General features: G+C 74.9%; 18 protein-coding genes and 3 pseudogenes. 15 read left to right on the plus strand and 6 right to left on the minus strand.

What is annotated here, in order from left to right; genetic code table 11:
- Positions 1–94 precede the first annotated feature (94 nt).
- From BJF88_RS04820 to BJF88_RS04830, 3 genes are all read left to right on the plus strand, one after another.
- The gene (locus BJF88_RS04820; protein ID WP_075827966.1) at positions 95–1,519 is read left to right on the plus strand and encodes a hypothetical protein; all 1,425 of its coding nucleotides are present in this window, start codon (positions 95–97) and stop codon (positions 1,517–1,519) included.
- Between the two features lie 34 nt (positions 1,520–1,553).
- The gene (locus BJF88_RS04825) at positions 1,554–1,820 is read left to right on the plus strand and encodes a hypothetical protein (protein WP_075827967.1); all 267 of its coding nucleotides are present in this window, start codon (positions 1,554–1,556) and stop codon (positions 1,818–1,820) included.
- A 133-nt stretch (positions 1,821–1,953) separates the two neighbouring features.
- A complete protein-coding gene (locus tag BJF88_RS04830; RefSeq protein WP_075827968.1) occupies positions 1,954–2,184 on the plus strand; it encodes a hypothetical protein in 231 nt (76 codons plus the stop codon).
- Between the two features lie 22 nt (positions 2,185–2,206).
- On the opposite strand, the gene BJF88_RS04835 is transcribed toward BJF88_RS04830, so the two are convergent.
- The 4 genes and pseudogenes from BJF88_RS04835 to BJF88_RS23085 all read right to left on the minus strand — a co-directional run.
- Positions 2,207–2,599 carry a type II toxin-antitoxin system VapC family toxin gene (locus BJF88_RS04835; protein WP_075827969.1) on the minus strand — a complete coding sequence of 131 codons (393 nt, stop codon included), beginning with the start codon at positions 2,597–2,599 and terminating at the stop codon, positions 2,207–2,209.
- Positions 2,596–2,856, minus strand: coding sequence for a hypothetical protein (locus BJF88_RS04840; protein ID WP_075827970.1), 261 nt, complete (start codon positions 2,854–2,856; stop codon positions 2,596–2,598). Before BJF88_RS04840 ends, BJF88_RS04835 begins: the two co-directional genes overlap by 4 nt.
- Positions 2,857–2,887: 31 nt before the next feature.
- On the minus strand, positions 2,888–3,310 hold the full coding sequence (locus BJF88_RS21280) for a hypothetical protein (RefSeq protein ID WP_255371778.1): 423 nt from the start codon (positions 3,308–3,310) through the stop codon (positions 2,888–2,890).
- 107 nt (positions 3,311–3,417) lie between these two features.
- Positions 3,418–3,522: pseudogene (locus BJF88_RS23085) on the minus strand (TetR/AcrR family transcriptional regulator); the annotation flags it as partial.
- A gap of 177 nt (positions 3,523–3,699) precedes the next feature.
- On the opposite strand from BJF88_RS23085, the gene BJF88_RS04850 reads away from it, so the two are divergent.
- The 6 genes and pseudogenes from BJF88_RS04850 to BJF88_RS04875 all read left to right on the plus strand — a co-directional run bounded on the left by BJF88_RS04850 (position 3,700) and on the right by BJF88_RS04875 (position 10,825).
- Positions 3,700–5,232, plus strand: a complete 1,533-nt coding sequence (locus tag BJF88_RS04850; protein WP_075828053.1) for an MFS transporter — start codon at positions 3,700–3,702, stop codon at positions 5,230–5,232.
- A gap of 50 nt (positions 5,233–5,282) precedes the next feature.
- Positions 5,283–7,175: a metallophosphoesterase gene (locus tag BJF88_RS04855; RefSeq protein WP_075827972.1), complete on the plus strand. Its 1,893-nt coding sequence runs from the start codon at positions 5,283–5,285 to the stop codon at positions 7,173–7,175.
- A gap of 61 nt (positions 7,176–7,236) precedes the next feature.
- On the plus strand, positions 7,237–7,938 hold the full coding sequence (locus BJF88_RS04860; RefSeq protein WP_075827973.1) for a YceI family protein: 702 nt from the start codon (positions 7,237–7,239) through the stop codon (positions 7,936–7,938).
- 37 nt (positions 7,939–7,975) lie between these two features.
- Positions 7,976–8,721: pseudogene (locus tag BJF88_RS04865) on the plus strand (metal-dependent transcriptional regulator).
- An 89-nt stretch (positions 8,722–8,810) separates the two neighbouring features.
- A complete protein-coding gene (locus BJF88_RS04870) occupies positions 8,811–10,052 on the plus strand; it encodes an MFS transporter (RefSeq protein WP_083648865.1) in 1,242 nt (413 codons plus the stop codon).
- Between the two features lie 116 nt (positions 10,053–10,168).
- Positions 10,169–10,825 (plus strand): vitamin K epoxide reductase family protein, encoded by a 657-nt coding sequence (locus BJF88_RS04875; RefSeq protein ID WP_075827974.1) that lies wholly within the window; start codon positions 10,169–10,171, stop codon positions 10,823–10,825.
- A gap of 33 nt (positions 10,826–10,858) precedes the next feature.
- On the opposite strand, the gene BJF88_RS04880 is transcribed toward BJF88_RS04875, so the two are convergent.
- A complete protein-coding gene (locus BJF88_RS04880) occupies positions 10,859–11,272 on the minus strand; it encodes a YbjQ family protein (protein ID WP_369824488.1) in 414 nt (137 codons plus the stop codon).
- 108 nt (positions 11,273–11,380) lie between these two features.
- Between BJF88_RS04880 and leuS the strand changes: the two are divergent.
- The 6 genes and pseudogenes from leuS to holA all read left to right on the plus strand — a co-directional run bounded on the left by leuS (position 11,381) and on the right by holA (position 20,292).
- Positions 11,381–14,394: pseudogene (gene leuS, locus BJF88_RS04885) on the plus strand (leucine--tRNA ligase).
- A 5-nt stretch (positions 14,395–14,399) separates the two neighbouring features.
- Positions 14,400–15,272 carry a DegV family protein gene (locus BJF88_RS04890; protein ID WP_075827975.1) on the plus strand — a complete coding sequence of 291 codons (873 nt, stop codon included), beginning with the start codon at positions 14,400–14,402 and terminating at the stop codon, positions 15,270–15,272.
- 121 nt (positions 15,273–15,393) lie between these two features.
- A complete protein-coding gene (locus tag BJF88_RS04895) occupies positions 15,394–16,320 on the plus strand; it encodes a hypothetical protein (protein ID WP_075827976.1) in 927 nt (308 codons plus the stop codon).
- A complete protein-coding gene (locus tag BJF88_RS04900; protein ID WP_255371762.1) occupies positions 16,290–16,727 on the plus strand; it encodes a ComEA family DNA-binding protein in 438 nt (145 codons plus the stop codon). Before BJF88_RS04895 ends, BJF88_RS04900 begins: the two co-directional genes overlap by 31 nt.
- Positions 16,724–19,234 (plus strand): ComEC/Rec2 family competence protein, encoded by a 2,511-nt coding sequence (locus BJF88_RS04905; protein WP_075827978.1) that lies wholly within the window; start codon positions 16,724–16,726, stop codon positions 19,232–19,234. Before BJF88_RS04900 ends, BJF88_RS04905 begins: the two co-directional genes overlap by 4 nt.
- 50 nt (positions 19,235–19,284) lie before the next feature.
- Positions 19,285–20,292, plus strand: coding sequence for a DNA polymerase III subunit delta (gene holA, locus BJF88_RS04910; RefSeq protein ID WP_075827979.1), 1,008 nt, complete (start codon positions 19,285–19,287; stop codon positions 20,290–20,292).
- 160 nt (positions 20,293–20,452) lie between these two features.
- Here holA and rpsT read toward each other — a convergent pair whose 3' ends face one another.
- Complete coding sequence (gene rpsT / locus BJF88_RS04915) at positions 20,453–20,713, minus strand: 30S ribosomal protein S20 (protein ID WP_075827980.1); 261 nt, start codon at positions 20,711–20,713, stop codon at positions 20,453–20,455.
- Positions 20,714–20,788: the final 75 nt, after the last annotated feature.

The following is a 20,788-nucleotide window of genomic DNA, read 5'->3' on the forward strand; positions in this document are numbered from 1 at the left end:
TCGCGCCGCGTCTGTCCGGTTGTGGGTTTTTTGCTTGAATGCGCAGGTCGATTCACGACGGCCCTGCCGTCCTCGCACGAAGGACCCCACTCGAGTGAAGAAGCTCATCGCCGGCGCCGTCGGGACGGTGCTGGCCCTCGGCGGGCTCGGCCTCGCTGCCGCACCGTCCGCCTCCGCCGCCGTTCCCACCGTCTCCACGACGTGCTCGTCGCTCGACGTGATGCTCGACGGCTACCCGGACGGCACCACCGTGACGACCACCGTCGACGGCGAGAGCGTCGTCGAGACCACGGAGGGCAGCTGGTACTCCGCCTGGCGCGGGTTCGACTGGTCCACACCTCACGAGTGGAGCGTGGTGGTCGACGCGCCCGAGGGGAGCGACGGAGACTTCTCGGACGGTGGCACGACCACGCCCTGCGACGTCGACCCGGACCGCTACGCCTACGCGTACGCCTCCTGCGGCGAGGTCACGGCGCACGCCGCGTCCTACCCGGCGGACACACGACTGGTGGTCTCGGTCGACGGGCAGACCGTGACGGACGATCCCGTCGAGGGCTACTACGGGAGAAGCTGGTTGATCGACTGGACGGTCGCGCACACCTGGACCGTCACGCTCGACGCCGCGGACGATGCGCTCGACCAGGTGTGGGAGGGCGTCACGGAGCCGTGCGACGTCGACCCGCGGTTGCGCGTGGACGTCGGTGCGTACTGCGACCAGCTCTGGGTCAGCGTGGCCGGGTACCCGGCGGGGACGAGGGTCGAGGTGCGTCTCGACGGTGCTCCCTTCGCCGACGGCGTCGTGAACGAGTGGGACGAGTTCTGGGGGTCGTGGACGATCGGCGCCGACGCGACGCACACGTGGGAGGTCGTCGTCGACGCCGAGGACGACACCCTCGACCGCACGGAGTCGGGTGAGTCGGAGCCGTGCTGGACCGAGCCGGGAGAGGTGCTGCCCGAGACGCCGGCCGCGGTGACGTCGTGCAGCGGGACCCCGGACGACGTGGTGCTCCCGGCGGATACGGACGCCGTCTCCTACGTGCGGACCGCGGACGGCATCCTCGCGACCGCCGCGCCCGGGTACGCCTTCCCGTGGGCGGGGCTGGACCAGTGGCAGTCGGCTGGGGAGGGGCAGGTGCTCCTCGGCTGGTACGCGGTGGTGCGACCCGAGTGCGACCTCGACGTCGTCTCGGTGACGCCGGTGTGCGTCGAGGGCGCGCCGTACGTCGACGTCGTGGTGACGCCGCCGCCCGGCGCGGACCCCGACTCGCTCCTCTCGACTGGGTCGGGCCCGACGCCGCGTACGACGTCGTGTACGGGTCGGCCGGCTTCGGCCAGCCGTTCGAGAGCCGCCAGCCGTGGCCCGCCTTCATCACGAACGAGGACGGCACCGTCTCACCGCACCACACACCCGACTGGAGGCTCGACGACATCGACTTGGTCTTCGGGACGACGGTCCAGGTCGACGGGGCGCCTACTCGCGCTACCACCGCGCGCTCTGGGAGGACGCGCCGACGGCTGACCCGTGCGCCGACGACCCGGGTCCGCACTTCAGCGTGGAGGCGCGCGAGCGATACCTCGCGGGAAAGCCGTACCTCGCCGTCCGGGTGCTCAACGAGGACGACACCCTGGCGGACGTCACGATCGACACACCGCTCGGCAGTCGCACGTTCCACGACGTCGCGCCGGGCGCGAGCGCCTACCAGGCCTACCCGCTCCGCACGGAGATGCAGGACGTGCCGGTCACGGTCACCTTCGCGACGGATGTCGACGGACAGCAGGTGACGAGGGAGCGCGTCGTGAAGGCGTGGCGGGGGCGATAGCGGACATCAGCACCGCCCCGTCCGGGCGGTTGACGGTGCGGCGGAGTCGGAGGATGTTGGAGAATGTTCGATGGATGGTGCCGAGCAGCTTACGGCTCTGCAAGCAAGCCTTCACCGGTCACGAGTTCGGGGCATGTTCGCCGCATACGCCATGAGCATTCTCGCCGCCATCCTTTTCGTGGCGATAGGGGCCGCGCACCTTCTTGCGATCATGATTATCGCCGGAGTGCCCGCAGCGCTTGTGACGTTTCGCCACCTCGCAAGGGCGAACCCGCGGTTTCGCAGCTCCGACCTCGCCGTCGACCCAGCCTTCACCTCGACGACGCGGGCAAGGGAGTCTGACTTGATTTCCCGGACACCTTGACCGACCTCGAAGGCCTGGACAGTTAGCCGTGTAGCCCGTGGATCGACACCCCGCGGGCGAAGGCATCCCGGGCGAGGCGCGCGTCGAACGTGGCGAGCGCGGTGTCGAGATGCTCGGCGGTCGCGAGCACGCAGGCATCGGGCATCTTCAGCGACGTGGTGGCCCGGACGAGCGCGAGGGACTCAGGAGTCGGATCACCTGTAGGGGAGAGCGCGAAGCCGGCCGCAGCAAGGAGTCTGCGCGCCTGTGCGTGCGCACCCGCTTTCGCGGGCCCGACGAGCACCTCGGCCATCGTCAGCGAGTGGAGGACGATGCCGTCGACGCCGTGATCGCGCACGATGCGGGTGGCGTCATGGTGATGGACGTGCCCAGGTTTCGACACCGCGATGACCACGTTCGCGTCGGCGACGATCATTCGTCCCATCCCGCACGGACGTCGTCGAGATAGCCGTCGGGGTAATAGTCGCCGAGCGTGGTGAGAGCCGCGACAGCGCGTCGATGGTCGGCGCGGTCGTCGGCCTCCTCGCGCTCGACGGCTGACGCTCCCTCTTCGATCAGGTGGGTGAGGAGCTTGGTGGCCGGCTCACCGGGCCATCGTCGGCGCGCGACCGCAAGCGCACGGGCGACGGACTCGGTCTCCGTGATCGCGTGCCGCGGCTTGACGGTGGGCATGACACGCAGAGTAACACCGCAGCGAGAGGTGTTACACTCCGTCGGTCGTCCTGGCGTTCCGCATCGCGACGACCTCGCGGACGAGGGTCAGGAGATCGTCGACGTCCTCGCCCGGCCGGGGTGCGCGGAAGGCGAGGGGCTCCTCCGTGCCGGCGTCCGACGTCGGGCCGCCACCGGTGCCGGCGCCGGTTGCGGGAGGGGAGCTGGTCAGCGCTGCGTGGGCGTACAGGCCGTCGCTGATGAGCACGACGGCGCGCGCGACGACGGGGTCGCCTACCTCGTCGAGGACGGCGCGGGTCCAGGCGTCGTGGGCGGCGTCGAGCGCGGCGCGTGCGTGCGGGTACGCGCCCTGCGCGAGGCGCGTGACGGCGAGGTAGACGAGCTCGAACTCGCTGTCCACGACGGTCGAGGTGCGCAGCAGGTAGTCGACCGGCCCGGCGGGCGCCGCTCGCATGGCTTTGCGTCGGCGTCGGTGAGCTCGCGCAGATGCTCCATCAGCCCGTCGACGAGCGCGTCCCTGGACCCGAAGTGGTACAGCAGCCCGCCTTTGGACACCCCGGCGCGCTCGGCGACGGCCTCGATCGTCGCGGCCCGTTCGCCGTTCTCCACGAGCAGCGCGGCGAACGCGTGCAGCACCTTGGCGCGGGCGGCGGGGGGTGGTGGCATGGCTCCGAGGGTAGTCGGGAGCGGTGCGCCGAACCGTGGTGCCCGACGTCACCACGCTCGGCGGATGGAAGACGTCCGCTGGTACCGTTACTATACCGTCTGGACGGTTTGGAAGTTCGGCGCCACCGCGCCGCCCCGGCCGTCCGACCCACGTGGAAGGACCTCGTCGTGACGGCGATCCCTCTCTCGACCCGCCCCGTCGACACCCCCGGTTCGGCCGCACCCGGCGCGCGCCGCCGCTGGCTCGCGCTCGCGGTGCTCATGCTCCCGGTGCTGCTCGTGTCGATCGACAACACCGTGCTGAGCTTCGCGCTGCCGCAGATCTCCGAGGCGCTGCGCCCGACCGGCACGCAGCTGCTGTGGATCATCGACATCTACCCGCTCGTGCTCGCGGGCCTGCTCGTGCCCATGGGGTCGTTCGCCGACCGCGTCGGGCGCCGTCGCCTGCTCCTCACCGGCGCGCTCGGGTTCGCCGCCGTCTCGGCCGTGGCCGCCTACGCGCCGTCCGCCGAGGCGCTCGTCGCCACGCGCGCGGGGCTCGGGTTCTTCGGCGCCATGCTCATGCCCTCGACGCTGTCGCTGCTGCGCAACGTGTTCACCGACCGCGAGGAGCGGCGGCTCGCGATCGCCATCTGGGCGTCGGGGTTCGCGGCCGGGTCGGCGCTCGGCCCGATCGTCGGCGGGTTCCTCCTCGAGCACTTCTGGTGGGGATCGGTGTTCCTGCTCGCCGTGCCCGTGCTCGTCGTCCTGCTCGTCCTCGCCCCGGCGTTCGTCCCCGAGTCCCGCGACCCCGCGCCCGGGCGCATCGACCCGCTCTCGATCGCCCTCGCCATGGCGACGATGGCCCCGGTCGTCTACGGCATCAAGACGCTCGCCAAGTCCGGCCCGAGCACCCTCGCCCTGGCGGGCCTCGCCGTCGGGCTCCTCGCGGGCGCGCTGTTCGTGCGGCGCCAGCTGCGCCGCCCGGACCCGATGCTCGACGTCCGGCTCTTCACGCGCGGCGCGTTCAGCGGTGCCGTGCTCGTCAACCTGCTGTCCGTGTTCTCGCTCGTCGGCTTCCTGTTCTTCGTCTCCCAGGACGTCCAGCTCGTGCTCGGGCTCTCGCCCATGGAGGCCGGGCTCGCGCTCCTGCCCGGGCTCGCCGTCATGGTCGCCGCCGGGCTGCTCGTGGTGCGCGTCGTGCGACACGTGCGGCCCGCGCACGTGGTCGCCGTCGCGCTGCTGTTCTCCGCGGCCGGCTACGCGGTCGTCGCCGTAGGCGCGGGGGAGAGCACCCTCGTGCTCCTCGTGGCCGCGTTCGTCGTGCTGTCCCTCGGTGTGGGTGCGGCGGAGACCGTGTCGAACGACCTCATCGTCTCGTCCGTCCCGGCCGAGAAGGCGGGCGCCGCGTCCGCGATCTCCGAGACGGCGTACGAGGTGGGTGCGGTGCTCGGCACCGCGGTGCTCGGGAGCATCCTCACGGCGTCGTACCACGCGCACGTCGTGGTGCCCGACGGCGTCCCCCACACCGACGCCGCAGCCGCCGCCGAGACCCTGGGTGGCGCGACGCAGGTCGCGCAGACGCTCGACGCCGGGACCGCGCAGACGCTGCTCGACTCGGCGCACGCCGCCTTCGGCAGCGGCGTCGGCACGACGTCGCTCATCGGCGTCGTGCTCATGCTGGTCGCCGCGGCCACGGCGCTCGTCACGCTGCGGCACGCACGGTCCTGACCGTCCGAGCGATTGGCGGTCGGCGATACGATCAGCAAGGCTGACCTCCGATGAACACCACGCACCGCACCCCGCCACGCTGGCTCCGCTGGACGCTCGGCGTGGTCGCAGCGCTCGTGCCGTGCGTCGTGTGGGGCGTGACGACGGCCACCACCGAGAACAGCCTCGGGCCGCACGAGGCCCGGTACGAGGTGTCGACCGACGGGGTCGTCGTCGTCGACCTCGGCCCGCTCGGCACGCTGCGGATCGACTCGCCGCTGCCCCTGGACCTCGGCGTCGACGTCACGGTGCAGGAGATCCCGGCGGACTTCATCGCCGTCGGGCAGGCCGACTCGCTCGCCGGGCTCGAGCAGGACCTCGAGGACTACCTGCGGTTCTTCGGCGGCCCGCAGGAGACGATCGGCGCCGTCGCGCGAGCCCTCGTCGTCGACGCGCTGCGCCGCACGGGCTTCGCGATCCTCGTCGTGGGGGCGGCCGGCGCGGGGATGTACCTGCTGCTCGGTGCCGCCCGGCGTCGCGAGCTCACCCGGGCGGTCGCGCCCCGCACCTACGAGACCACCGCGAGCGTCGTGCTGGTGGCGCTCGTCGGCGCGTCGCTGTCCGCGAGCGACCCGGCCACGACGCAGGGCCCGTCCCGCCCGGCGTCGGCCGTGTTCGCGGGCACGCCGCTCGAAGGCGCCCGGATCACCGGCCGCCTGTCCGGGGTCGTCGACACCTACGGCGGCATGCTCATCGACCTCTACCGCGAGAACGAGGACTTCTACGCGCGCGCCAACGACAACCTCGTCGCCGCGTGGGACCGCCGGGCGCGGATCCAGCGGCTCACCGCGCCGCGCACGGTCGCCGCGGGCAGCGCCGCGCCTGCGGAGGAGCCCTCTCCGGCCTCCGAGGCGACGTCCGACGCCGGCGAGGAGCAGGGCGACGCGCCCGGCTCGGGCCCGCAGGCCGCGCCGGGTACCGCCGCCCCCGGCGACGCGGCCGCCGACCCCGCCGACCCCGCCGGGCCGGAGGAGCCGACCGACGACCCGACCGACATCCCCTCCGCACCCGCTCCGGAGCCCGCGGCGGAGGAGGACCTCGTCACGCTCCTGCTCCTCAGCGACCTGCACTGCAACATCGGCATGGCGCCGCTGATCCGGACCGTCGCCGAGCGGTCGGACGCGGACGTCGTGCTCAACGCGGGCGACACGACGATGAACGGGACGTCGGTCGAGTCCTACTGCGTGGACGCGTTCGCCGGCGCGGTCCCGGACGGGGTGCCCGTGGTGGTCGCGGACGGGAACCACGACAGCGTCGAGACCTCGGCCCAGGAGCGGGCCAACGGCCAGACCGTGCTCGAGGGCGAGGTCGTCGAGGTCGGCGGCCTGCGCATCCTCGGCGACCGCGACCCGCTCGACTCGCGCCTCGGCGACCTCGGTCCGAAGCCCCCGCGCGAGGAGACGCCCGAGGAGTACGCGGCGCGCATGGCCGAGACCGCGTGCGCCGCCCCGGACGGCATCGACCTGCTGCTCATCCACACCCCTCGCGTGGGCAACGAGGCGCTCGAGTCGGGCTGCGTGCCGAACCAGATCTCGGGCCACATGCACACGCGCTCGGGCCCCGAGCGCCTCGGCCAGGGGGTCCGCTACGTGAGCGGCAGCACCGCGGGAGCCGTCAAGGACGAGCTGCGCATCGGGCCGCTCAAGGGCACGGCCGAGATGACCGTGCTGCGTTTCGACCCGCAGCAGCGTCGCTTCGTGGACTGGCAGCTCGTCCAGGTCGGGACCGACATGTCGGCGAGCGTGTGGCCGCGCCTGCCGTGGCCCGCACCGGCTCCCGTGGTCACCACCGCGGTGCCGGCGGACCCGGCCTCGCCGTCCGGGTCGGACGCGCCCGCCGGCACCGGCCAGCCGGCCGACCCCGGGACGCCGGGAACCACCGAATCACCCGCCGACGACGGGTGAGACCGGACGTGACGAGCGCGTCGCCCTCCGCCCACGGCCGGCCGCGCGGGAGGATGGGGGCATGAGCCGGACCAACCGCTGGATCGTCGTGTCGGCGGTCCTCGCGCTCGTCGTCGTGCTCCTCGCGCCGTTCGTCTGGACCGAGCTCTCCGAGGGCAGGACCCCGCCGCCGCTCGGGCTGCAGACGTCCGCCGAGCCGTCGCCCCACGTCGAGGAGCCGGAGCCGGGACCGTTCGACGTGGACGGCCGGTGGTCCGTCGGGCCGGGCTCGGCGGCGGGGTTCCGGGCCACCCTGCAGGACGCCCCCGCCGACGAGCGGACCGTCGTCGGCAGCACCGACGACGTCGCGGGCTGGGTCCAGGTCGACGCCGGCGAGGCGACGGCGGGACGGGTCGAGGTCCGCACGGCGACGCTGGAGACCGGCAGCGCGGTGCCGGACCGGGTGCTGCGCCAGGCGCTCGAGGCCGACGTCTTCCCCACGTCGGTCTTCACGCTCACCGCGCCCCTCGAGGTCGAGGAGGTCGAGCGCTCGGACGAGCCCGTCGAGCTGGAGGCGCGCGGGACGCTGACGATCCTCGACGAGACGCAGCCGGTGACCGTCGCGCTCGAGGCGCAGCGCTCGGGCGACGGGGTCGAGCTGCGCGGCGCGATCGCCGTGCGGTTCTCCGACTACGGGATCGCCCTGCCGCCCTCCGGGCCGGTGCAGGTGGAGGACGAGGGCACGGTCGAGATGCGGCTCGCGCTCACGCGTTCCGCGGCGTGACAGAGCCGTCGCCTGCCAGGGCCTGGCATGGCCTGGCATGGCCTGCCGCGGCCTGCCGTGGCCTAGGGTTGTCGGCGTGGACCGTCCGGACGACCTCACCCCCGTGGCGCAGGACTACCTCAAGGTGGTCTGGTCCGCCCAGGAGTGGTCCGACGAGCGCGTGACGACCAAGCTCCTCGCCGAGCGCATGGGCGTCGGCGCGTCCACCGTCTCGGAGACCGTCCGCCGGCTCAGCGCGCAGGGCATGCTGGAGCACGCGCCGTACGGGGCCATCGCGCTCACGGAGCGGGGCCGGTCCCTCGCGCTCGCGATGGTGCGCCGGCACCGCCTCATCGAGACCTACCTCGTCTCCGAGCTCGGCTACGGCTGGGACGAGGTGCACGACGAGGCGGAGGTGCTCGAGCACGCGGTGTCGGACCTCATGGTCGAGCGCATCGACGCGCGCCTCGGGCGACCCACGCGCGACCCGCACGGGGACCCGATCCCCGGTGCCGACGCGTCGTGCTGCGCCCGCCCGCGGTGCCGCTCGCCGAGCTGGGCACGGGGGAGCGGGGAACCGTCGCGCGCATCTCCGACGCCGACCCGGACGTGCTGCGCTACCTCGCCGAGCTGGGCGTCGGTCTCGACACCCACGTCGCCGTGACCGGGCGCCGCGAGTACGCCGGCACGCTCACCGTCGTGTGGACGGGCGCCGACGGCGAGGGGGCGACGGCGCCGTCCCAGCTCGGGCTGCGCGCCGCCGAGCACGTGTGGGTCGTGCGCGACGCCGCCGCGTCCGCCTAGACTGGCGGCTTCCGCATCCTTCGTCGCCGTCGACGCCGATGCTTCCTCGAATCGATTCGAGGGCCCGACGACCCGACCCCGGAGGAGCCATGACCGCACCGCAGGAGGCGCCGACCACGCGCCCCGGCCCCGCGCTGCTCGCGCTGGCGATGGGCGGCTTCACCATCGGCACGACCGAGTTCGCGACGATGGGCCTGCTCTCGGACATCGCGGGCGACCTCGACGTGAGCATCCCCACCGCGGGGCACGCGATCACGGCGTACGCCGTCGGCGTGGTCGTCGGCGCGCCCCTGCTCACCGTCCTCGCCGCCCGCCTGCCGCGCAAGACGCTGCTCGTCGTGCTCATGGCGGCATACACCCTCGCCAACGTGCTCTCCGCGACCGCGGGCAGCATCGAGGCCCTCGTCGCCGGGCGCTTCCTCGCGGGCCTGCCGCACGGCGCATTCTTCGGCGTCGGGGCCGCGGTCGGCGCGGCGGTCGCCGGCCCCGGCCGGCGCGGGCACGCGGTCGCGATGATGATGACCGGCCTGACGATCGCGAACGTCGTCGGCGTGCCGCTGTCGACGTTCGTCGGGCAGCAGCTCGGATGGCGCGCGGCGTTCGTCCTCGTCGGCGTCCTCGGACTCGTGACCCTCGCCGCGCTGTGGTGGCTCGTCCCGGCCCGCGCGGGGCACGAGGTGTCCAGCGTGCGCCGCGAGCTCGGCGCGCTGCGCAACGGCCCGCTGTGGACGGCGTTCGTCGGTGCCGCGGTCGGCTTCGGCGGCATGTTCGCCGTCTACTCCTACGTCGAGCCGACGGTCACGCGCGTCACGGGGCTCTCCTCCGGTGCCGTGCCCGTCGTGCTCGCGGTGTTCGGCGTCGGCATGACCGTCGGCACGCTCGTGGGCGGCCGGCTCGCGGACCGGTCCGTGCAGCGCACCGTCTACCTCGGGTTCGCCTCCACCGCACTCGCGCTCGTCCTCTTCGCGCTCACCGGACAGCACCCGGCGCCCGCGGTCGCGGCCCTCTTCCTCCTCGGCGTCACCTCGCAGGTGCTCGGCCTCGCGCTGCAGACGCGGCTCATGGACCTGTCGCCGCGGACGCCGTCGCTCGGCGCGGCGCTGTGCCACTCCGCGCTCAACGTCGGCAACGCCAGCGGCGCGTACCTCGGCGGACTCGTCATCGCCGCCGGGTGGGGCTACCTCGCGCCGGCATGGACGGGCGTCGTCCTCACCCTCGCCGGCCTGGCGATCCTCGTGCTGCTCGGTCGCCGCCCGGCGGGCGTCGTGGTCGCGACCGTGACCGACGACGACGCGGACCGCGCGCAGGAGCGGACCGCGGCCGGCGGCTGAGCCCGCGGGGCTCACAGCGAGGACCCAGCGAGGCGCGGTAGGTTGGGCCGCACCGCGCACGCCGGTGCGCGCCGTTGCAGCCCGGTGAGGAGCCGGCGACCCCCGAGGAGCGTCCTGTGAGCAAGAGCGCCACCGCGGCGACCGGCGTCGGGCCCGACACCGACCGGCTCGAGCCGACGGCCTTCGGGCCCCGCCCGATGGGCTCGCGCGCTCTCGGCTGGATCCTCGTGGTGCTCGGCGCCGTGGGGCTCGTCGCGTCCGGGGCGCTCGCCGTCGAGCGGTACCTCAAGCTCATGAACCCCGAGCACGTGATGTCGTGCAGCTTCAGCGTCTTCCTCGACTGCGGCAAGGCGATCGACTCGTGGCAGGGCTCGCTCCTCGGGTTCCCCAACCCGCTCATCGGGGTCGCGGCGTTCCCGGTCGTCATCACGACCGGCGTGGTGGTCCTCGCCGGGGCGCGTCTGCCGCGCTGGTACTGGCTGTCCCTGCTCGGCGCCACGACCGTCGGGATCGGCCTGGTCGTGTTCCTCGTCTGGACGAGCCTGTACGCGCTCGTCGCGCTGTGCCCGTACTGCATGGTGGTGTGGGCCGCGATGCTCCCGCTCTTCTGGTACCAGGTGGTCCACGCGGTGCAGGAGGGACACCTGCGGGTGGGCGAAGGGGCGCGGCGCACGATCGTCGGCAACCGCCATCTGTTCCTCGCGATCGGCTACGTCGCCCTCGTCGCGTGGGTGTTCCTCGTCATGGGCCCGCACCTGCTCGCGAGCCTCTGAGCGTCCGCCGTCCCCGGCGGCCGGGACGAGGCGTCAGGCGGTGGGCCGGTCCGGTGCGTCCTGCGGCCCCGCACCCGCGAGGTGCGCCGACTGCGCCGTCGCGCCCGCCTCGCCCGCCGGGATCGGCGAGACGACGACCGCGGTGCCGTAGGCGCACACCTCGGAGAACGACGCCGCGATCTCGCCCGTGTCGAACCGCATGCCGACGACCGCGTTCGCGCCGCGGCGCCGCGCCTCCTCGACCATGCGGTGCATGACCTCCTGGCGGGACTCGTGCACGAGCCGCGTGTACTCCTTGACCTCGCCCCCGCCGAGGGAGCGGAAGCTCGCGACGACGTTCGCGCCGAGGTTCGCGGCGCGCACCGTCAGGCCCATCACCTCGCCGAGCACGGCGTCGACGCGGTACCCGGGGACCTCGTTGGTCGTCACGACGATCACGGGCGCCATCCTGTCACGCAGGGTCCCGTCGGCCACGGGACCCGCCCACGGGCGCGCCGCCGGCCACCGTCCCCGGGTCGTAGAATCGGCCGGGTGACCACCCCTGACGCCACCGAGATCACGCACGCCCCCGGTCAGCCCGCGCGGCCGGACGAGCCCGCCCACCGCTACACGCCGGCGCTCGCGGAGCAGATCGAGCTCAAGTGGCAGGAGCTGTGGGAGCAGCGCGGCACGTTCTTCGCCGCGAACCCGCAGGGGCCGCTCACGGACGGCGCGGGCGAGGGCCCGCGGGGCGCGAGCCCGTACTTCATCATGGACATGTTCCCGTACCCGTCCGGCGCGGGCCTGCACGTCGGCCACCCCCTCGGGTACATCGCGACCGACGTCGTCGGGCGCTTCCGGCGCATGTGCGGCGACAACGTGCTGCACGCCCTCGGCTACGACGCGTTCGGCCTGCCCGCCGAGCAGTACGCGGTGCAGACCGGTCAGCACCCGCGCACGACGACCGAGGCGAACATCACCAACATGCGGCGCCAGCTGCGGCGCCTGGGCCTCGCGCACGACTCGCGTCGCACGTTCGCGACGATCGACCCGGAGTACGTGCGGTGGACGCAGTGGATCTTCCTGCAGATCTTCGACGCGTGGTACGACCCGGACGCCTCGCGCCCCGACGGAGGGCGCGGTCGGGCCCGCCGCATCGCCGAGCTCGAGGCCGAGCTCGCCGACGGGACGCGACCCGTGCCCGCCGGCGTCGAGGGCGTCGAGGAGGGCGCCGACTGGGCGGGCCTGACGACCGACCAGCGCCGCGCCGTCGTCGACTCCCAGCGCCTCGCGTACGTCGACGAGTCGCCCGTGAACTGGGCGCCGGGGCTGGGCACCGTGCTCGCGAACGAGGAGGTCACCGCCGACGGCCGCTCCGAGCGCGGCAACTTCCCGGTGTTCCAGCGCAGCCTGCGGCAGTGGAAGATGCGCATCACCGCGTACGCGGACCGCCTCGCGGACGACCTCGACCTCATCGACTGGCCCGAGAAGGTCACGGCGATGCAGCGCAACTGGATCGGCCGCAGCGAGGGCGCGCTCGTGCGCTTCGCCGTGCTCGGCACCGGCGACGGGGCGAACGACGTCGCCGCCGAGGCCGGCACGCAGGTCGAGGTCTTCACGACCCGTCCCGACACGCTGTTCGGTGCGACGTTCATGGTCGTCTCGCCCGAGCACCCGCTGCTCGACGAGGTCCCGGCGCACTGGCCCGACGGGACCTCGAGCGCCTGGACCGGCGGCCACGCGTCGCCGGTCGAGGCCGTGGCCGCCTACCGGCGCGAGGCCGCCGCGAAGACCGCGGTCGAGCGGCAGGCCGACGCGGGGAAGAAGACGGGCGTCTTCACCGGCCACCTCGCGGTGAACCCGGTCAACGGTGCGACGATCCCCGTCTTCACCGCCGACTACGTGCTCATGGGCTACGGCACCGGCGCGATCATGGCCGTGCCCGGTGGTGACGAGCGCGACCACGCGTTCGCCGAGGCGTTCGGCCTGCCCGTCGTGCGCACGGTCGAGCCCGCGGGCGGCCTGCCCGAGGACTTCACGGGCGCGTACACGGGTGACGGGGTCGTCGTGGCGTCGTCGAACGACGAGGTCTCGCTCGACGGCCTCGACGTGCCGGCCGCCAAGCGCGCGATCACCGACTGGCTGGTCGCGAAGGGCCTCGGCGAGGGCACGACGACGTACCGCCTGCGCGACTGGCTGTTCAGCCGCCAGCGGTACTGGGGGGAGCCGTTCCCGATCGTGTGGGACTCCGACGACCGCCCGGTCGCCGTCCCGGACTCCCTGCTGCCCGTCGAGCTCCCGGACGTGCCGGACTACGCCCCCCGGACCTTCGACGCCGACGACGCCGAGTCCTCGCCCGAGGCCCCGCTGGGGCGCAACGAGGACTGGGTGCGCGTCACGCTCGACCTCGGCGACGGGCCGAAGGAGTACCGTCGCGACACCAACACGATGCCGAACTGGGCCGGCTCCTGCTGGTACTACCTGCGCTATCTCGACCCGACGTGGTCGGGCGTCGCGGACCCGGTGGACGCCGCGGCCGACGGCGGCCCCGCGGAGGCGACGGTGGTCGACCCCGACCTCGAGCGGTACTGGATGGGTCCGGCGCACAACCCGTCGGCGGGACGCGCGGGCGGGGTCGACCTGTACGTGGGCGGCGTCGAGCACGCGGTGCTGCACCTGCTGTACGCACGGTTCTGGCACAAGGTGCTCTACGACCTGGGCCACGTGTCGAGCCTCGAGCCGTTCCACCGGCTGTTCAACCAGGCTACGTCCAGGCGTACGCCTTCACCGACGCGCGCGGCCAGTACGTCCCCGCGGCCGAGGTCACCGAGGAGCCCGCGGCCGACGGCTCCGGTGAGTCCGTGTACCGCTGGAACGGCGAGGCCGTCCAGCGCGAGTACGGCAAGATGGGCAAGTCGCTGAAGAACGTCGTCACGCCCGACGACATGTACGCCGAGTACGGCGCCGACACGTTCCGCGTCTACGAGATGTCCATGGGCCCGCTCGACCTGTCGCGCCCGTGGGAGACGCGCGCCGTCGTGGGGTCCCAGCGGTTCCTGCAGCGCCTGTGGCGCAACGTGGTGGACGAGGACACGGGCGAGGTGACCGTCACCGACGATCCCGCCGAGCCGGCCACCCTGCGCGCGGTGCACCGCGCGATCGCGGACGTGCGCGTCGAGATGGAGCACATGCGGCCCAACACCGCGATCGCCAAGCTCATCACGCTGAACAACCACCTCACCTCGCTGGACCGCGTGCCGCGCGAGGCGGTCGAACCCCTCGTGCTCATGACGGCGCCCGTCGCGCCGCACCTCGCCGAGGAGCTGTGGCAGCGTCTCGGCCACGAGCAGTCGTTGGCCCACGAGCCGTTCCCCACGGCGGACGAGCAGTACCTGGTGGAGGACACCGTCACGTGCGTCGTCCAGGTCAAGGGGAAGGTGCGCGGCCGGCTCGAGGTCTCGCCGTCGATCTCCGAGGAGGACCTGACGGCCGCGGCGCTCGCGGAGCCGAACGTCGTGCGCGCGATCGACGGCGCACCGGTGCGCAAGGTGGTCGTGCGCGCGCCGAAGCTGGTCAACGTCGTCGTCTGACGGCCATGGCCCACCACGTCCACGTCGTCACCGACTCGACGGCGTCCCTGCCGCCGGGCGGGCCGGCGCTGCTGCGCACGGTCCCGCTGCACGTGGTGGTCGAGGACGAGTCGTCCCTCGAGGGTGTGGGGATCGGCGCCGACGACGTGGCCGCGCACCTCCAGGCCGGGCGCCACGTCACGACGTCGCAGCCGTCGCCGGCGGCGTTCTCCGCGGCCTACCGGGCGGCCGCCCAGGCCGGCGCCGAGGCCGTCGTGTCCGTGCACCTGTCGGGCGAGCTGTCCGGCACGGTCCACGCGGCGGCGCTCGCCGCCGCCGACGCGCCCGTCCCGGTCCGGGTCGTCGACTCCCGCACGGTGGCGATGGGGCTCGGCTTCGCGGCCCGCGCGGCCGCGGACGCAGCACTCGACGGCGCGGGCGTCGACGACGTGGCGCGCCGCGCGCTCGCCGTGGCGGACTCGGGCCGGACGGTCTTCCTCGTCGACTCGCTCGACCACCTGCGGCGTGGAGGCCGGCTGAGCGCGGCGTCCGCGGCGCTCGGCACCGTCCTCGGCGTCCGCCCGCTCCTGTCCGTCCGGGACGGACGGATCCAGGTGGTCCAGAAGGTGCGGACGCGCGCTGCCGCTGTCGAGCGCCTGGCGACGGTCGCCGCGGAGTCGGCGGGGCGGCGGCGCGCCCCGGTCCTCGCGGTGCACCACCTGGGCGACGACGACGGCGCTCGCTCGCTCGCGGCCGACCTCACCGCGCGCACCGGTCTGGAGGTGGCGGTGACGCCCGTGAGCGCGGTGCTCGGTGCCCACGTCGGCCCGGGCGTGCTGGCGGTCGTCGTCGCGGACCTCGCGTCGCCGCCGCGAGGACCCGTGCAGCCCGTGCGCTGACCTCGGCGTGCTGGCCGTGCTGGCGGTGCTGGCCGTGCACAGCCCCGGCGTCCTGCCGTCCCGTCCACACGAGGCACTGGTCGCCGGGTCGCGCCCGCCGTGTCCTCCCTAGCGTGCGCGCATGACCACACCACGGCACGCGCCCCTCGACACCGGGTCCCCGGCCCGGCCCGGTCACGCGCCGCGGCGCAGCGACGCCGTCGTGCGGCAGCGGCTGCGCGCGGTCGCGGGCGGGCAGCGGCGGCTCGCGCCGCCGTCCGAGACGCCCGCGGTGACCGCGGGCGGGCGACCGGTCCTCGCGTGGCAGCCGGTGAGCGGTGCGCCGGTACCGGCCCGGTCCGAGCCGGTGCGTGCCGTCGAGCACGAGCCGGTGCGCGACGCCGAGCTCGAACCGGTGCCCGTCGCCGAGCCGGGCGCCGGGGCAGGTGCCGATCCGGGTGCCCAGCCGGGCGCCCCCGGGGACGGCTGGCTCCCCGAGCGGCCCGGTGCCGTCCGCGCGTCGTCCCCGCGGGGCGGCGCGCGGACGGGTGAGGTGCCCGGGGCCACGGCGGACGAGCTCGCGCTACGCGCACGGCGCCGTGCCGCGACGACGGTCGCGCAGGCCTACGCGGCGGCGCACGGCCACCCGACGGCGCACTCCGGGTTCGCGGGGCTCGACGAGCCGGACGAGGAAGCCGGCGGGTCGCGACCGAGGGTGGCGGTGCCGCCGCGCGTGGCCGTGGCGGCCGCGGTGGTGCTGCTCGCCGTGGCCGCGGTCGCCGGGTTCGTCACGCTGCGGCCCGAGCCGGTCGCGGCGTTCGGCGTGGTCGGGGCCGCGGCGGCGGGCGAGGAGGCGACGCGGCGGCGGGCGAGGAGGGCGACGCGGCGGCCGGCGAGGACACCGACGGCGGCGGCGCGGCGGGCGCGTCCGGCGCCGGGTCCGGTGACCCCGGCGGGTCGAGCGGGACGCCGGGCGGCAGCGACGACGCTCCCGCGGCGGGTGCGCCCGGGCGCGCGGGGCAGGTCGTCGTGCACGTCGTGGGACGGGTCGCGGCGCCCGGGCTCGTGACCGTCGTCGACGGCGCGCGCGTCGCGGACGCACTCGCCGCGGCGGGCGGCACCCTGCCGGACGCCGACCTCGCCGCGCTCAACATCGCGCGCACCGTGGTGGACGGGGAGCAGATCGTCGTCCCGCTCCCGGGGGAGCAGGTCCCGCAGCCCGGGGTCGCCGGCACCGGCACGGTCGCGGGCGGGGCGACGGCCGGCGGCGCCGGCGCGGCGGGCGGCGTGGTCGACCTCAACGCCGCCGACGCGACCGCGCTCGACACGCTGCCGGGCATCGGTCCGGTCCTCGCCGAGCGGATCGTCGCGTGGCGCACGGAGCACGGGAGGTTCACGTCCGTCGACGAGCTCGGCGAGGTCAGCGGGATCGGCCCGTCCGTCCTCGCCGACCTGCGCGACCTGGTCCGCGTGTGACCGACCTGCGGCTCGTCCCGGCGGCGCTCGCCGCCTGGACCGCAGCCGTGGTCGCCGTCGGGGCGCGTCCGGCGCCGGTCCTCGTGGCCGCCTGCGTCTGCGCCGTCCTCGCCGCGACCGTCGCGGCGGCGGGCGCGGCGAGGAGGGCGGTGCCGGGGTCCTGGGGACAGGCCGTCCTCGTCGTGGCGTGCGTCGCCGCCGTCCTCGTGTCGAGCGGCGTCCAGCTCGCCGCGCGCGCGGCGGGAGGCCTGGAGGAGCTCGCCGAGGACGGCGCCACCGTCCGCGTGACGGCCACCGTGCGGTCGGCCGTCGAGCCACGGCTGAACCCGTGGACGGGAGCCGCCGACCGCCACGAGGTGCGCGTCGAGGCGCTCGAGGTCACCGCCCGCGGGGTCACCGCTCCCGCGACCGGCCCGCTCGTCGTCGCCGGGCCGGGGGACGGGTGGGACGAGCTCGCCTACGGCGCACGGGTCGAGGTGGTCGGACAGCTCGCGGCGGACGGGGACCGGACGTTCGTGCGCACCGACGCCGCACCGCGCGTGCTCGCCGAACCGTCCGCGCCGCTGCGCGGGGTCCGGGCCATGCGGGAGGGGATCCTCGACGTCACCACCGGCCTGAGCCCGCAGGCCCGTGGGCTCGTGCCCGGTGTGGCCGTCGGGGACACGTCACGCCTGGAGCCGGAGCTCGACGAGGCGATGCGGACGACGTCGCTCACGCACGTCACCGCCGTCTCCGGCGGGCACTTCGCCGTCGTCGTCGCGACGGTCGCCGCGCTGTGCGTCGCCCTGCGCGCCCCGCGGGTCGTGCGCGTGCTCGTCACCGCGGCGGCGATGGTCGGCTTCGTCGCGCTCGTGCACCCCGAGCCGAGCGTGCTGCGCGCGGCGGCGATGGGGGCGGTCGGCCTCGTCGGGGCGCTGCTCGGACGGCCGTCGCGCGCCGTGGCCGCCCTCGCCGGGGCCGTGGTCGTGCTGCTCGTGCTCGACCCCTGGCTCGCGCGGTCGTACGGGTTCGTCCTGTCCGTCGCCGCGACCGCCGGCCTCGCGCTCGGCACCGCGCCGATCGCCCGCCGGCTGGCCCCGTGGTGCGGTCGGACGGCGGCGCACGTCGTCGCCGTCCCCGTCGCGGCGCAGGTCGCGTGCGCGCCGGTCGTCGTGCTGCTCGACCCGTCCGTGAGCCTGTACGCCGTACCGGCCAACCTCGTCGCCGCGCCGGCGCTCGGCCCGGCGACGGTGCTCGGCGTGCTCGCCACGCTGCTGGCGCCGGTGTGGCCCGCGGCCGCCACCGCCGTCGCGGCGGTGGCCGGCGCGTGCACATGGTGGCTCGCCGCGGTCGCCCGGCTCTTCGCGGGCCTCCCGGCCGCGCGCGTCCCGTGGCCGGGCGGCGTGGGCGGCCTGCTGCTCCTCGCCGCGGCGTCCGTCGTCGTCCTCGCCGTCCTCCTGCGCTCGCGACGGCTCGCGGCGCTGGGGGAGCGGCGTGAGGTCCGCCGCGGTGGGCGCGACCCGCTGCAGGGCACGGTCGAGAGCCTGACGGCGAGCCTGCGCCGGTGGCGTCGTCGCGGCGCGGGCGCGCGGACGCCGTCCGCCCCGGGTGGCAGACCGCGACCGCGGTCGCGGCAGCCGGCGCGCGTCCTGCGGGCCGCGGTCCTCGTCGTCCTGCTCGTGGTCGCGGTCGGGATGCTCGTGCGCCCCGCCGCCCTGCGCGGCGGAGCCGTTCCGGACGACTGGGCGGTCGTGGCCTGCGACGTCGGCCAGGGCGACGCGCTCGTGCTGCGCTCGGGCCCGGTGTCCGCCGTCGTGGTCGACGTCGGGCCGGACGGTCCCGCCGCGGACCGGTGCCTCGACGACCTCGGCGTGCGGCGTGTCGACCTGCTCGTGCTCAGCCACTTCCACGCCGACCACGTGGGCGGGCTCGAGGAGGTGCTCGAGGGCCGGGCGGTGGACCGGGCTCTCGTGACGGCGACCCGTGACCCGGCCGAGCAGACCGGTCGCGCGCTCGGGCTCCTGGAGGTGGCCGGCGTGCGGGTCGACGTCGCGCGCCCGGGCGACGCGGCCACGGCCGGCTCGGGCGAGGACGCGGTCCGCTGGGAGGTGCTGCAGGCGGGACCGGCCGCGGACGGCGGCGAGGGCGGCGCCAACGACGCGAGCGTCGTCCTGCTCGCCGAGGTGCGCGGTGCGGACGTCGTCGCGCTCGGCGACCTCGAGGACGCCGGGCAGGACGCGCTCGTCGACGAGCTCGCGCGGCGCGGCACCGGGCCCGTGGACGTCGTGAAGATGGCCCACCACGGCTCGCGGACGCAGTCGTCCGCGCTCGCCGCGGCGCTCTCGCCGACCGTCGCCCTCGTGAGCTCGGGGGAGAACACCTACGGCCACCCGACCGACCATGCGCTCGACCTGTACCGGGGCGCGGGCGCCGCGGTGCTGCGCACCGACACGTGCGGCACCGTCGCGCTCGTCGTGCGTGAGGGCACGCTCTCCGCGGCCGGGTGCGGCGACACGGCTCGCCCGTGACGTCCCCGGGGCGGCGGGGGGAGTCGGCGGCTCGTGGCAGGCTTGTCCGCATGCCCGCGCCGACCCGGTCCTCCGCACGCTCGTCCGCCGCCACCGCGTGGGACGACGTCCGGCTCGCCCCGGTCGTGCTGGTCCAGGGGCCGGAGTCGCTCCTCGCCGAGCGTGCCGTGGACGCCGTCGTCGACCTCGCCCGCGAGCGCGACGCGGACGTGGAGAAGGTCGAGCTCGAGGCGGCGACGTACCAGGCAGGGATGCTCACCGTCGCCGCGAGCCCGTCGTTGTTCGGCGAGGCCAAGGTCGTGGTGGTCACCGGTGCGGAGGGCGCGACGGACGCGCTGGTGTCCGACGTCGTGGACTACGTCCCGGTCGCCGACCCCGCGACGACCGTCGTGGTGGTGCACGGCGGCGGCGTGCGCGGCAAGCGCATGCTCGACGCGATCCGGGCGAGCGGCGCTCCCGTCGTCGCGGTGGAGGCGATCAAGAAGGACTCCGACAAGTCCGCGTTCGTCACCGCGGAGTTCCGGCGGGCCCGCCGTCGGATCGACGCGGGCGGGGTGCGTGCGCTCGTCGAGGCCCTCGGCACCGACCTGCGCGAGCTCGCGGCCGCGTGCTCCCAGCTCGTGACCGACACCGACGGCACCGTCACCGAGCAGGTCGTCGACCGGTACTACGGCGGACGCGTCGAGGCGACCGGCTTCCGGGTCGCCGACGCCGCCGTGGCCGGGCACGCCGGCGAGGCGGTCGCGCTGCTGCGGCACGCGCTCGCGACAGGCGCCGACCCGGTCCCCCTCGTCGCGGCGCTCGCGATGAAGCTTCGCGCCCTGGCCAAGGTCGGTGCGATGCGCGGACGAGGTGGCGCGTCGGCCAAGGAGCTGGGGATGGCGCCGTGGCAGGTCGACCGCGCCCGCCGTGAGCTCGCCGGATGGACGCCGGAGGGTCTCGCGGCCGCCATCACCGCGGTGGCGCAGGCCGACGCGGAGGTCAAGGGCGCCGGCCGCGACCCCGTGTTCGCGGTCGAGCGCGCGGTGCTGACGATCGCGCGCTCGCACGGCCGCTGACGACGACGACAGGCCCTGCGGGCGTCGGTGTGCTGTCGTGCCGAGCACGGGGCGCGCGGACCGGCGCGTCCGCCCGTCCCGGGATGCACGAAGGGCGCCGACCCGTCCGGGTCGGCGCCCCTCGTGAAGAGCCGAGGTCGCCTCAGGGGCGACGTGCCGCTCAGAGCCCGTTGACCGCCTTCGCGATGGCCGACTTGCGGTTCGCGGCCTGGTTCGCGTGGATGACACCCTTCGAGACGGCCTTGTCGAGCTTGCGCGACGCGGCCTGGAGCGCGGTGGTCGCCGCGTCCTTGTCGCCGGCCGCGACGGCCTCGCGCACGTGGCGCACGTACGTCTTGAGCTCGGACTTGACCGCCTTGTTGCGCAGGCGAGCCTTCTCGTTCGTACGGATGCGCTTGATCTGGGACTTGATGTTGGCCACGTGAGGACTTTCTGGTGTGTTCGCCGAAGCGAGCGGATAGGTCGTAGAGGGCGGCTCCAGCTCCGGGACTGGGGT

Source organism: Cellulosimicrobium sp. CUA-896 (assembly GCF_001942335.1).
GTDB lineage: Bacteria > Actinomycetota > Actinomycetes > Actinomycetales > Cellulomonadaceae > Cellulosimicrobium.